Source organism: Streptomyces sp. NPDC002144, assembly GCF_053593695.1.
Window position 1 is genome coordinate 1 of sequence record NZ_JBSFDB010000111.1, and the last position, 12,445, is coordinate 12,445.

The 12,445-nt window shown below is 67.8% G+C and carries 11 protein-coding genes and 3 pseudogenes; 8 read left to right on the plus strand and 6 right to left on the minus strand.

All coding sequences use genetic code 11. The features are described 5' to 3' along the window. Window positions 1–248: 248 nt before the first annotated feature. Window positions 249–1,012, minus strand: a protein-coding gene (locus ACWCQ1_RS50765; RefSeq protein ID WP_451029973.1) for an IS5 family transposase whose coding sequence is annotated in 2 segments (ribosomal slippage) — window positions 249–700 and window positions 700–1,012 — 765 coding nt in all. Because the reading frame shifts where the segments join, the coding sequence is not laid out codon by codon here. 200 nt (window positions 1,013–1,212) lie between these two features. Here ACWCQ1_RS50765 and ACWCQ1_RS50770 point away from each other — a divergent pair. Together ACWCQ1_RS50770 and ACWCQ1_RS50775 are read left to right on the plus strand one after the other, a co-directional pair. After that, window positions 1,213–1,557, plus strand: a complete 345-nt coding sequence (locus ACWCQ1_RS50770) for a PadR family transcriptional regulator (protein ID WP_451029964.1) — start codon at window positions 1,213–1,215, stop codon at window positions 1,555–1,557. Then, a complete protein-coding gene (locus ACWCQ1_RS50775; protein WP_451029965.1) occupies window positions 1,554–2,390 on the plus strand; it encodes an HD domain-containing protein in 837 nt (278 codons plus the stop codon). Before ACWCQ1_RS50770 ends, ACWCQ1_RS50775 begins: the two co-directional genes overlap by 4 nt. Window positions 2,391–2,807: 417 nt before the next feature. Here the strand turns inward: ACWCQ1_RS50775 and ACWCQ1_RS50780 are convergent, their stop codons facing one another. Together ACWCQ1_RS50780 and ACWCQ1_RS50785 are read right to left on the minus strand one after the other, a co-directional pair. Then, window positions 2,808–4,091 (minus strand): hypothetical protein, encoded by a 1,284-nt coding sequence (locus ACWCQ1_RS50780; RefSeq protein WP_451029966.1) that lies wholly within the window; start codon window positions 4,089–4,091, stop codon window positions 2,808–2,810. An 81-nt stretch (window positions 4,092–4,172) separates the two neighbouring features. Next, window positions 4,173–4,337, minus strand: a pseudogene (locus ACWCQ1_RS50785) (ATP-binding protein); the annotation flags it as partial. A 271-nt stretch (window positions 4,338–4,608) separates the two neighbouring features. Here ACWCQ1_RS50785 and ACWCQ1_RS50790 point away from each other — a divergent pair. From ACWCQ1_RS50790 to ACWCQ1_RS50800, 3 genes are all read left to right on the plus strand, one after another. Next, a complete protein-coding gene (locus ACWCQ1_RS50790; RefSeq protein ID WP_451029967.1) occupies window positions 4,609–5,538 on the plus strand; it encodes a tyrosine-type recombinase/integrase in 930 nt (309 codons plus the stop codon). Next, a complete protein-coding gene (locus ACWCQ1_RS50795) occupies window positions 5,535–5,849 on the plus strand; it encodes a helix-turn-helix domain-containing protein (RefSeq protein ID WP_451029968.1) in 315 nt (104 codons plus the stop codon). Before ACWCQ1_RS50790 ends, ACWCQ1_RS50795 begins: the two co-directional genes overlap by 4 nt. Before the next feature lie 664 nt (window positions 5,850–6,513). Beyond that, window positions 6,514–7,485 carry a tyrosine-type recombinase/integrase gene (locus ACWCQ1_RS50800; RefSeq protein ID WP_451029974.1) on the plus strand — a complete coding sequence of 324 codons (972 nt, stop codon included), beginning with the start codon at window positions 6,514–6,516 and terminating at the stop codon, window positions 7,483–7,485. A gap of 46 nt (window positions 7,486–7,531) precedes the next feature. On the opposite strand, the pseudogene ACWCQ1_RS50805 reads toward ACWCQ1_RS50800, so the two are convergent. After that, window positions 7,532–7,824 (minus strand): annotated as a pseudogene (locus ACWCQ1_RS50805) (ATP-binding protein); the annotation flags it as partial. A gap of 117 nt (window positions 7,825–7,941) precedes the next feature. On the opposite strand from ACWCQ1_RS50805, the gene ACWCQ1_RS50810 reads away from it, so the two are divergent. Genes ACWCQ1_RS50810 through ACWCQ1_RS50820 form a run of 3 tightly spaced genes read left to right on the plus strand, consistent with a single transcriptional unit; the run spans window position 7,942 to window position 11,700 of the window. Next, window positions 7,942–9,129, plus strand: a complete 1,188-nt coding sequence (locus ACWCQ1_RS50810) for a tyrosine-type recombinase/integrase (RefSeq protein ID WP_451029969.1) — start codon at window positions 7,942–7,944, stop codon at window positions 9,127–9,129. Then, entirely contained in the window at window positions 9,119–11,275 is a 2,157-nt protein-coding gene (locus ACWCQ1_RS50815; protein WP_451029970.1) for a tyrosine-type recombinase/integrase, read from the plus strand. Before ACWCQ1_RS50810 ends, ACWCQ1_RS50815 begins: the two co-directional genes overlap by 11 nt. Beyond that, complete coding sequence (locus tag ACWCQ1_RS50820; protein ID WP_451029971.1) at window positions 11,272–11,700, plus strand: DUF6262 family protein; 429 nt, start codon at window positions 11,272–11,274, stop codon at window positions 11,698–11,700. The genes ACWCQ1_RS50815 and ACWCQ1_RS50820 overlap by 4 nt, the downstream gene beginning before the upstream one ends. Here ACWCQ1_RS50820 and ACWCQ1_RS50825 read toward each other — a convergent pair. Together ACWCQ1_RS50825 and ACWCQ1_RS50830 are read right to left on the minus strand one after the other, a co-directional pair. Next, complete coding sequence (locus ACWCQ1_RS50825; protein ID WP_451029972.1) at window positions 11,694–12,218, minus strand: NUDIX domain-containing protein; 525 nt, start codon at window positions 12,216–12,218, stop codon at window positions 11,694–11,696. The genes ACWCQ1_RS50820 and ACWCQ1_RS50825 overlap by 7 nt on opposite strands. A gap of 110 nt (window positions 12,219–12,328) precedes the next feature. After that, a pseudogene (locus ACWCQ1_RS50830) lies at window positions 12,329–12,445 on the minus strand (ATP-binding protein); the annotation flags it as partial.

Sequence of the window (12,445 nt, forward strand, 5' to 3'; positions counted from 1 at the left end):
GCCCACCCCGTGCGCAGGGAGCGGGCGCCACCAGCCGGAGCACACCGGCGCACTACTCAACGCCGATCGGCTACACCATCACGCGGGACGCCATCTACCCCTCCCAGTCGCTCATGGCGACATCCTCTCGCGTGCGGGCGGCACTCGAGCACGCGGGATGGCCGGCGGGGTCGTCCACGCTGCCGTTGCCCGAAGATCGGTTTTCGCCATCGCACCCCATCCATGGCCCGCTCCCTTAAGACGTCATCTCATTTGGTGAGTCTGCGGTAGCAGATGAGGGTGCAGGCAATGCTGGTGAAGGCCAGGAAGTGTTCGGCTTTGCGCTCGTAGCGGCGGTGGAGTCTGCGGCATCCGGCGAGCCAGGACATCGTGCGTTCTATGGTCCAGCGGTGGCGGCTCAGTCGGGTCGAGGACTCGATGCCTTTGCGGGCGATGCGGTGCAGGATGCCGCGCCCGCGTAACCATCGCCGCAGGTGGTCGTAGTCGTATCCCTTGTCGGCGTGGAGCTTTGCCGGTCTGCGCCGCCGGCGTCCTCGTCGGGAGCGGATCGGCGGTATTCCCTTCACCAGCGGGATCAGCGCCTGGCTGTCGTGGAGGTTCGCCCCGGAGATCCCGACGGACAGGGGCAGACCGGTCCGCTCGGTGATCAGGTGGATCTTTGAGCCGTACTTGCCTCGATCGACAGGATTCGGGCCTGTCAGCTCCCCCTTTTCAGGGCCCGCATGTTCACCGAGTCGATCGCGCAGCGGGACCAGTCCAGCTCGCCGCGGGCGCCGAGTTCGTCGAGGACCAGGCGGTGGAGTTTTGCCCACACGCGGGCCTTGGTCCACTCGGTGAATCGTCGGTGGGCCGTCGCGCCCGACGGCCCGAACGATGCGGACGGCAACTGCTGCCACGTGCAGCCCGAGGTCGCCACGAAGACGATGGCGGCCAGCACTTCGCGGTCACCGTGCCGACGTCGGCCACCGCCCTGAGGTCGCGATGGCGCCTCGGGCACCACCCGCTGGAACATCTCCCACAACTCGTCCGGCACCAGCCGCTCAACGATCCCTGCCACGACCGGCAGCTTACCCAGCCAAATGAGATGGCGTCTAAATCCTCTAGTGACGTTCACACAGGCTGCCCCGCCCTAGCTGGCAGCGAGGGCGAGACCGGCTCACAGTCCGCGATAAGTTCTAGACAGTCCATATATAGGCTATGTAGAGTACGAGTATGGGTACGTTGCGTATGACCCTGCAGACCCAACTGGTGCTGCGGGCCTTGCTGGAAGACCCCGCCAAACAGCGCTACGGCCTCGAGCTGTGCGAGCTGGCGGGACTGCCGTCGGGCACGATCTATCCGATCCTCGCCCGCCTGGAACAAGTCGGCTGGGTGGACAGCACCTGGGAAGACCCCGCCGTACACGAGGAAGCCGGCCGCCCGCGTCGTCGCTTCTACCGGATCACCGAGGACGGTGCCGAGCACGCACAGGACGCCCTCGCCCGCGCCTACCGCGCCCGCAAACAGCCCCTGCCGGGCTGGGCCGCCCGCCCGATCGCGAACGGGGGAGTGTCATGAGGGCCCGGCGCCGGTTAGCACCCCGACCGAGCAAGCGCCGCTCCGCCACCCCGTCCCTGGACGACATCCTGGCCGTCGTCCATAAGCGCCACCCGGACGCCGACACCTCGCTCATCCAGCACGCCCACGATGAGGCCGCCGTCTGGCACGCGGGCCAAACCCGCCGCAGTGGCGACCCGTTCCTCACCCACTGCCTTGCCGTCGCCGGCATCGTCGCCGACATCGGCATGCCACCCCCCGTGATCTGCGCGGCTCTGCTGCACGACGTTGACGACAGTCCCTGCCCGCCGGGCCGCGTAAGCGAGCACTTCGGACAGGAGATAGCCGATCTGATTGCAGCCGTCCGCACCGCCAAGCTCAGCACGATCCCACTCACCGCCCTCCACTTCGGCACAGCAAGGCCGACGGGGCTCCAGCCCACGCGTGAGGAGGCCGTGCTGGCCATTCGCCTCGCCGACCGGCTGCACAACATGCGCACCATCGCGTTCGTCGCCCCGACCAGGCGCTACCGCGTCGCCCGTGAAACCCTTGACGTCATCGCACCGCTGGCCCGCGCAGCAGGCCTGACCGACGTGAGCCGGGAACTGCAGGACCTGTCCTCGGGCGTCCTCCAGCCCACATCCACCGCCGCGGTCACCACACGCACGCTGTCCATGTTGACCCTGCTGCTTCCCACGCCGACACGCGCACGGTGGCGCGAGGAATGGCACGCCGAAATCGCTACCCTCCCCACCCGCCGCACCCGCACTCGCTTTACTCTCCGAGTACTGCTCAGCACACCCAGGCTGTCGTGGACACTGCGCCGAACAGCCTTCCGGGAACGACTATGGTGAGCACCGCGGCCCGCATCGGCAGCGTGCTGGGTGCGGCGGCCGCTTTCGCCATCGCTACGGCCCGTGGCGGCCTGTCCGCCTGGACGGCCGGAACTCTCACGGCAGGAACCCTTGTCCTGGTCGCGGTCGTCCTGTTCATCCCCAGCGAGACACCAGCCCGCCGACTGGGTCAGCTGATCAAGGCATGGCGCGCCCCCGCCGAAGCTCCCGTCAGGCCTGAGCCAGTGCAGCCCCCTGCGGCTCCACCCCCGCTTTCTCCAGACGGCAGATGACAGGCGGCCCCGGTCGCGCGAGATGCGAGCGGCTGTTCACGACTTGCCTCCGCGAGCCAGAGCCGCAATCCAGGGGCGCCCCTCCTCAGCCCCTCAACCATCGTGATCTTGAGTGTGATAGGGAGGCCTCAGAGCGGGTGTGTGCTCAGAGGTCGGCTGAGATCTCGCCGATGATCTGTCGGCCGCGCTGGTCTCCCAGCTCGGTCAGTGCCTGGGCGGCGGTCATGCACCAGTCGAGCCAGTCCGGGTCGCCCCGGTAGTCCTCGACCAGTTTGTGCAGCGCGCGAACTGCCGCCTCAGGATCCAGGGTTGCGAGGCGCTTCGCTGCGTCGAGGCGGTCGTCGAATGGAATGTCCGCTGCGGCGAGGTACTCCAAGGCGCGGCAGGCGCGTTCGTCCCCGGCTGCCAGCAGCACTTCAGCGGCTCGAACACGGACGGAGTCGTACAAGGACGGGTCGTGGACGAGCCGGTGGCAGGCGTCTTTCCCCCTCCGCGGGTGCAGCTCCAGCAGCCACTTGGCAGCAAGGAGACGGTCGCTGAAGTCCGGGCTGTGCGGGTCATCGTTGAATTCCTGGTCCAGCAGTTGATCGTCCGCCAGCGTCTCCAGCGCGGTGGTGCCCTCTTGCAGCTCTAGTTCCGCCAGCACGGCCGCCGCCCAGACGCGCGGGGTGGCCTCGCCATCGGGATCTGCGCTCGCTGTTGCCATGGCCTGCGCGGCCGCCTGGACCAATGGTTTCCACTGATCGGCGAGCAGGGTGCTCAGGGACAGCTGGGTGGCGATCAACAGGCACCCGCGGATGTTGCCGGGCACCGCGAGGGCCCTGAGAGAGGCGACCGGATCGGTGGGCGAGGCAGTGCCGGGGTCGACGAGGAACCCGATGTAGGAGGCAGTGTCCAGCGGCGCCCCCCACGGGTTGCTTCCCCCATCCCCCTTCCAGGGGCCGAGTAACCGGTCCAGCTCTGCAGCATGGGAAGAGGGATCGCGTGCGATGTGACGTGCAGCGCAGTACTCCTGAAGGGTCTGATGGAGGAAGGTGAAACCCTTCCCGGAGCGAGTGAGTAGCCCGCTGCGCCCAAGGGACGAAGCCAGGAAATCGTTCCAGTCGTCTTCTGGAACAGCGCGGGGGCGCCGGGCGCTGTCCACGGCGGCCAGTGCACTGACCCAGGACGCTTCGCTGCCGCTGTGAAGGTCGAACGCCAGACTGTCGACTGTGTCCGGCAGCTGATCGAGCAGGTCGTGCGCCTGCGACAGGGCTGTGGGGCCGAAGCGGGCGATGGCGGCGTCGGTCTGGTTCCGGACGCCGGACGGGGCCCTGTCGCTCATACGGCGGTGGAGCAGGTCGGTGAACTTCGCGTACAGCGCCCCGCGTGTGTCTGGCAGCGACTGCCCGGGATCTGCAGCGTACAGCTGGCACAGCATCGTCGCCATGAGCGGGTGGCTGTCGACGACGGCGATATTCCCCAGGGGTTCTGTCGGGGGAATTCCCCACCCCCTGGGGCGGCGCTGATCTCAGCTGGTCGGGGGCTTGGTCGAGCTGGTGGGCCCCTTCGGCCGCTTGTTGGGGCGGTAGCTGGGGCCGTTCATGATGACTTGATGGCTCGCGTTGATCAGTCGGTCAAGGAGAGATTCGGCGACAACGGGGTTGGGGAAGAGGGGATACCAGTCATCTGGGGCTGGCACTTGTTCCCCATCGAGAGTTCCTGCTGCCACCTGGCCGTATCCCCTTCCTGGGGGGCTCGTTGAATCTCGTGGCGGCACCCATTTTCTCCAGGTGCCACCTTGACCGTTCAGGCGCGAGGAAGGTGTGCCGGTGGGCGAGGCGAGACTGCAGGTCATCGCGGGCGGCGCCGTTCCGCAGGAACCGCTGGTGACGGACCCGTGGCAGTTCCAGGCGGCGTGTGTCGACGCGTTCGTCGCGTCCTGGCGGGCCCGCGGGTTCAGCCCGGTGACCATCGACAACGACATCGGCCTGCTGGAGCGAACCCTCGCGGCCCTGGGCCGGCCCGCGTGGGAGGTGACTCCAGAGGACATCGACCGGGTGGTCGGCGACCTGGCGGTGAAGGGCCGGGCGACCTCGACGCGGCGCGAATACGTGCAGATCTTCAAGGGGTTCCACCGGTTCCTGCAGGCCCGCAAGGCGGCCGAGATCGAGGCCGCCTTCGGGGTCCGGCTGGTCTGCCCAGTCGATGAGTTCAATGCCTCGCGTCACATCGGTGACGACTCCCCGGCCCTGCTGCCGCCTCCGACGCCGGAGAGGGTGGGCGAGTTCTTCGACTTCATGAAGCAGAGGATCGCGACCGCCAGGAAGTACGGACCCGCGGCGAGGGACTATGCGATGTTCCGGTCCCTGTATCACGCTGGACTTCGCTCCGAGGAAGCATCGCTGCTGGAGAAGCCTGACCTCCACTTCACCCGTGGGCCGTTCGGCAAGCTCCACGTCCGCTTCGGCAAGGGCGCCCACACTTCCGGACCGCGGCCGCGATGGGTGCCCATGCTCGACGGCCTCGACCTGGTGCTGCGATGGTTCCTCGAGGATGTGCGGCCCAAGTTCCCCGACTCACCAGTGCTGTTCGCCGACGAATCCGGTGGCAGCCTCCATCGCGGAACGATCCGCAACCGGCTCCGCTATTTGATGGAACTCGAAGGACGTCCGCCGGCCGAGCGGTTCAGTCCGCATGCCCTGCGACGGGCCTGCGCGACCCGCAACTACGAACGCGGCGTCGACCTCGTGGCCATTCAGCAGATGCTCGGTCACTGGACGGTCAGTTCCACCATGCGTTATGTCCGTCCCTCAGCGACCTTCATCGAGGATGCCTATCAACGGGCCGTCGCCAGCACCCTGGCCGAGCTGACCGGGAAGGACACCACGGCATGAAGATCCAATGGCGGCTGCGGATGGCCGCCGCTCAACGCGAGGTCTGGACGGGCACCGAACTGCGGCGGCTGCTGGCCGAGAAGGCCGGCCTGGAGTTGTCCTCCGCGTCGGTGTCCGCGCTGTTCACCAAGGAGCCCTCGCAGGTGAAGATGACCACGCTGGCCGCGTTGTGCACCGCACTGGAGTGCACTCCTAACGACCTGATCGAGGTCGACATCACCCCCGTCGAACGGCCCATCGCACCACCACGGCCGGTCGTCGATCTTCCGCAGGCCGCCTCAGCCCGGGGCCGCTCGATGCCGCCACTGTGACTCGGAGCGTGTGGTGGGCAAGAAACAACGGGACTGCAGCACCTGCGGAGCCCCGGTGGGATTTCTCGACCGGGACCTGTGCTGTTTCTGCATCCGGCGCCTCAAAGAACAAGCAGCGAAGGCGACTTGTCCGTCCTGCGGCCTGGACCGTGTCCTGCAGAAGGACACCGGCCGGTGTGTGCTGTGCTCGCGAGTCTGCGAGGAGTGCAGGCATCCGGTGCGATCGCCGCAGAACCGGCTGTGTCGGGACTGCCGGCGCCGAGCCGAACGGCTGGCCTCTCAAGAACAGTGTCCCCGCTGCGGAAGGGCCGGATATCTGCGCGAGGCGACCGGCTGGTGCGGCTCCTGTTCGCGGCCCCGGCAGGAGAAACAGCCACCGCGGAACTGCCGTCAGTGCGGGCAGCTCAGGCGCCATGCCGGGCTGGGGCTGTGCTCTGCCTGCTGGCAACGACACCCCGGCCGCCCCTTCATCCGCGGCGAACATCTCCGTGACCAACTGCCCGACCCGCCCGCGTGGCTGGACGACTTCGTGGCTCATGTCGCGGCCCGCCATTGCGTCGGCCGGGCGTGCGGCTTCGTCGTGGACCTGGGCCGCCTCCTTCAAGACGAGCACTCCAACTCGCCCCAGGCCCTCATCGAACGCTCCCGCAGACCGGGTCGATCCATGGGCTCCTTCGCCCGCGCACTGGAGGACTTTTTCACCCTCCGCGGCCTGGCCCTGCCCACCGACCAAGCCGAACGACTTGCCGCTGGTCGACGCAAACGCCGCATCGAAGCCGTGCCCGAACCACTGAGACCGGCCGTTATCGCCTTCGACGCCTCTCGGATGCGAGCCCAGGACCGGGCCCGACGGGCCGGAACCCGCCCCCGCAGTGATCACACGCTGGAAACAGCCCTGGCCACCATGCGGGACCTGGCACTGTTCCTCACGAATCACCGAGGCAAGACCGACTGGGCCCTCGTGGATGTGCACGACGTCGAGGCATTCCTGGTCACGCTGCCCAAGGGACGCAAGCGGCGGCTCACCGTGCTGCGGCAGTTCTTCCGCTTCGCTCGCTCCCAGAAGATGGTGCTGGTGGATCCCACCCGAACCCTGACAGCGAAGGAGTCGAACGGCTTCCGCGGCCGAACACTCACCCTCGAACAGCAGCGTGAGCTCTTCCGCCGCTGGACCACCGGATCCCAAGTCCATCCGCATGAAGCCCTGTTGGGCATGTTCGCCCTGTTGCACGGAGCCTCAAGCTCGGACATCCGCCTGCTGCAGATCGCCGACGTGAACCCACTGGCTCAGACGGTACGGCTCGGCAAACGACCCCATCCGGTGCCACTGGACCCTGCCTCCTGGGCCGTGCTGCAGAGATGCCTTGACCACCGCGACGGCTGGCGAACGGACAACCCGCACGTCATGGTCACCAAAGGAACAAAGGCCGGGCGAAGCCCGGCCTCAACTGCCTATCTCTCCCACGTCCTCGACGACTGCGGATACCCACCTCGGATGATTCGCAGCACCCGGCTCGTCGACCTCGTGAACACCATGGACCCCAAACTCGTGGCGGCGGCCTTCGGGATGACAGCCGAGTCGACCTTGATCTATCTGGCCGATCACATCGACGACGGGCGCCTGCCGAACCCGTGAACTTTCGGCAGCACCTCGCACGCGTTCGCCGGAACATGTGCGCTTTTGACGGATGAAGGTTCGAACTGATCGCCATCGCCCGTCGTTCGTAGGCGGCATCGACCAGGCGGAAGAAGCCTTCGGCGGCGTCGGCGGAGACGGGCAGTAGTCCGATGTCGTCGACGATGATGAGGTCCGAGCGGATCAGCCGGGTCATGGCCCGGGCGAGGGAGTCGTCGACGCGGTGGCGGCGGACGAGGGCTCCGAGGTCTTCGATCGCGAACCAGGCGCCGTCATCCCGGCCTCGATGGCGGCCTGGCCGAGGGCCTCGGTGAAGTGGCTCTTGCCGGTGCCGGAGGTTATCAACGGGGCCTGAGCCTCTCTCTTCTCTGTCTGCAACGAGCGTCACCGTGAGCGTTCTGCGTCGTTGATGCATTGCTATCAAGGGGAGTTCTTCAACGAGACGGAACGGCATCAGTGGCACACAGCTTGGCGGTCCGGCCGGCGAACGGGCAGCGGACGTGGACCGTGATCGACGAGAAGTACCGGACCGTCGCTCCGGTCGAGGACTGGCTGGAGGCCCATCGGATGTTGTGGTCTCCGAACACGGTCCGCGGCTATGCGACCTCGCTGGCCCAGTGGTGGACGTTCCTCGAACAGCGTGACGAGACCGCGGGGTGGGGCGATCTCGGGGTCCCGGCGGTCGCGGGGTTTTTGTCCTGGCTGCGCAACGGCCGCACCGTCGAGCACGCCCTCGTCACGTCCGAACAGGCCCCGGAGACAGGGACGTTGGAGGCGAGACTGGCCGCGCTGATCTCCTTCTACCGATGGCAGGAGGCGGTCTTCTCGGTGCCGGTCGCGGGACGGCTCATGCGCGGGACACCGCGCCGGGCCCCGGCCCGGGGCCTGCTCGCGCACCTGGACGCCCGCACCGCTCCGGCGCCGACCTCGCTGGTCAGGGTCCGGCGACAGCGACATCGTGGGCGCCCTCCGCTGCTGCTGCCCACCGAGATCCAGGCGATCCTGGACGGCTGCGCGAGGCCGGATGCCACGGTCGGCGAGTGGGCGGGCAACCTGCGCGACCGGCTGCTGTTCGCTCTGCTCGCGGAGACCGGGATGCGCCTGGGCGAGGCCCTCGGCCTGCGGATCAGCGACTTCGTCATGGGCCGCGGCTCCACTCCCTATGTCGAGATCGTGCCGCGCGAGGACAACACGAACGGGGCCAGGGTGAAGATGATGCGCCCCCGACGGGTCTATGTCGGCTGCGACCTGGAGCGACTGTTCGCCGACTACCTCACGCACCTCGCCTGCCGGGCCGCCGAGTTCGGCATCGAAATCGATGCCGGATGGCCGTTGCTGGTGAACCTGGAACGTCCACCGCTGCTGGCCGCCCTGCGCGAGGGAACGGTGCGGGACAAGGTGTCCGCCCTGCGCAAGAAGCGCATCGGCCCCGCCTCCTGGACGCCGCACTGGTTCCGCCACAGCCACGCAACCGCACTGCTGCTGGCCGGGACGCCGGAGTGGGTGGTCTCCCGCCGCCTCGGTCACGCACACGTGCAGACCACGCTCGACCTCTATGGCTGGGTCCGCGAGGACGAGGCCCTGCGGGCCGCGGCGAACTGGAAGTCGTACATCTCCGCCTGGCAGGTCGACGATGGCCGGTGAACAGCGCCATCTGCACGCCGCCGGCGACGAGGATCCGATCTGGCGGCTCTGGCGAGAGCTGCCAGAGCCCTGGAAGGGGCCGGTGATCGGCGACGGCATCGACGACTGGGAAAAGATCACCGAGAACGGCGACCGCCGCATCGACCTGACCGGTCTGCCCGACCTGATCGCCGCCGAACTGGCCTGGATGGCGCACTGGCAGGCGATGGACGGGACTCGCTCGTCCGTGCTGGGCACCAATCAGTTCGCGAACATCCTGCGCCGCGCGATCCGCGACGATCATCCCTTCCCGACGTCGATCCGGGACATGGACTGGGAAACGGCGGCCGCTTTGCAGCGGTGGTTCTATGCCACCCGCTGGGGCCGGCTCATTCCCCGCGGCAGCGTCGCCCGGCTCCGGGTGATCTTCCGCTTCAGCCGCCTCGCCCTGATCGCCCGCTGCAGCGACGGGTCCTGGTGGGCTCTGGACGAGTGGCATCCGCGATGCGACCCGCGCATCCCGCTGGCGGAGCACGAGCCCCAGGCTCACTACGGCTGTTCACCTTCGAAGATCACGCACTCGTGGCTGCGGGAGGCGGTCAAGTGGTGGCTCGGCACCCAGATGGAAGCAGGCGTCCTGCGCTGGACGACCGTGAGCCAGGACAGGATGCAGGACATCTTGCGCTTCGACCGCTGGCTGAGCACCTTCCCAGACCCCGTGGATGTCCTGGGAGATCCCGCCCACGCAGTCCAAGTTGCCGCCGCGTTCCGGCGCTGGGTCTCCGACCCCGCCAACCGCATTCAGCGCGAAAGCGACCAGCGGTTCGTCCATAGGCCCGTCCACCCTCGCCAGGTCAACGACGATCTGAGGGCCGTCGCCGAGCTGTTCGCATTCGTCGCGGCCAACCCCGTCGAGGCTCGCCAGGTCCTCGGACCGCACCCGTGGTCCCGGGTCACGGACGCGCATGCGGCCGGCTGGTTCCGCCAGGTCTCCCGCATCCCGCACCAGCGCGAACTCAACGACGAGCACTACGTCGACGACCATGCCCTCGCGCAGATCCCCGCCGCCCTGCCCCTGCTCGGACTCGCCCGCGACGAGCAGATGCTCCTCACCCGCGGCGACGGACAGCAGGTCACCGCCCGCGGCTTCGACGACCCGCAGGCCATGCGCATGATCCTGCTGCAGGTCCTGACCGGACGACGGGCCAGCGAGATCCGCACCAGCCGCTTCGACTGCCTCTCCCCGGTCCCCGACCGAGCCGTCGACGCCGCCGAGGGCGAACAGATCGCCCGCTTCCACTACGCACAGAGCAAGATCGACATCGCACCGGACAACATCCTCGTCGACGCCGAGGTCGTCGCGGTCGTCGAGGAACAACGGCAGTGGGTCCGCGACCACTTCCCCGGCATCATCCCGCGCCACCTGTTCCTGCAGCGGACCGGCAACCGGCAGGGCGACAAGCCCTACCCGTCCGGGACCTACAGCTGGATGCTCCGCGAGTTCAGCAAGATCGTGAAGATCACCGACAGCAAGGGCAGGCCCGTCGGGCTGAGCCACACCCACCGCTTCCGTCACACCAAGATGACCCGGCTCGCCGAACTCGGCCTGCCCGTCCACGTCTTGATGCGCTATGCCGGGCATGCCACCCCGTCGATGGCGATGCACTACGTCGCCGCCCGCCAAGAACACGCCGAGCAGGCATTCCTGGCCACCGCGAAACTGAGGGCAGACGGCACCCACGTCACCTTCTCCCACGACGACCACGACAGCCTCCACCTGTTCAACCGGGCCGACCGGTTCTTGCCCCACGGCTGGTGCCTGCTGCCGCCCCTGCAGACGTGCGACAAGGGAAATGCCTGCCTGACCTGCTCGGTCTTCGTCACCGACGCCTCTCACCAGAACGCGCTGGAACGGCAGTTGACCGAGACGGAGGCTCTGATCAACCGCAGCACCACCGCATTCCAGGCACGGCACGGACATCCGATGCCCGAGGACAACGTCTGGCTGCTGCAACGGCGGGCCGAGCACGCGGCCCTCACGAAACTGCTGGACACCCTCCGCTCCAAGCCCGGACGCGCCGTCCAGGGCGCCGGCTGCGGCACCGCCCCCACCGGCCCCGTCCCACTCGCGCTCGACCTCGACCGTCACCGAAGGGCCCGGCCATGAACGACGACGCTCGCGCCAAGCGCACCCAGACACTCACCACCGCTGCGAAGGCGAAGTCCCAGGCCAAGACGGAGGCCGCGGAGAAGGCGATCCGCACCCTGGTCAAGCGCGGTGAGTCGATCACCTTCCAGGCCGTCCAGCGTGAGGCCAACGTCTCCCACGCGTTCCTCTATAACCACCCCGACCTGCGAGGACGCATCGAACGACTCCGAGCCCAAGCCCGGCCCAGTCCCGCACCGACCCCTCCAGCCGACGAGCAGAGCACCCTCGTCCTCGCGCTGACCGGCCAGATCACCCGCCTGAAGAAGCAGCACCGAGAAGAAGTACAGGCACTGCGAGACGCGCTCGAACAAGCCCACGGCGAGAACCTCGACCTCCGACGCGAACTCGCCCGCCGCGGCGGAACCGCAGCAGCCCCTCAGTGACGGCCCACACGATCAGCCAACCACGTGGCATGCTGACGGATCCGGGATAGATCATCGGGAAAACAGCTCTCCCATCCCTCGTCCAACCTCTTCCAAGCCACCGGCTGCCCGGCCTCCGGAACAAACGAGGCCGCTGCATCAACGACGGCGGCATACGACAGCCCAAGCGTGACCGGCAAGTCCGGGTGATAGGAACGAACCGCAACCGCTGCCGGCTCAGGCAGCGGTTCCACCCGAAGGCCCGTCTCCTCGAAAAGCTCCCGGATGGCGCCCTCGCGCGGTGTCTCCCCGGCCTCGACCTTCCCGCCCGGAGGAACCCAACCCCGCCAGCGGTGCTTCACCAACACCACCCGGGCAAGATCCTTGTCGAACACCCAGACCTCGGCTCCAAGAGGCTCCATCGGTCCCCGCCGGGCAGCAGTCAGCCACCGGCAAGCCCCGTCGAACTCGGCTATCGCCTGTTCAGCGTCGTTCACCGCCGCTTCGACGGCCCGCTCATCGACCACCTTCTGACTCATCGGGCCAACATACGAGGCTGCACTGACAACGCAGCCACGTCACATCGATCTCATGAAGGTCCCGCCCAGCGGCAATATGCCGAATCGCGAACCAAACCCTCGATAACGGGCGGTCCGCAGACGCAGAGGTTTTCTTTGCGGGAGATCCACTCCAGGGTCTTGAGGGAGTCCTGGATCTGCCGCGGGATGGACGAGGCGGCCTCGTCCCAGTCACCGAAGGTCTTCCC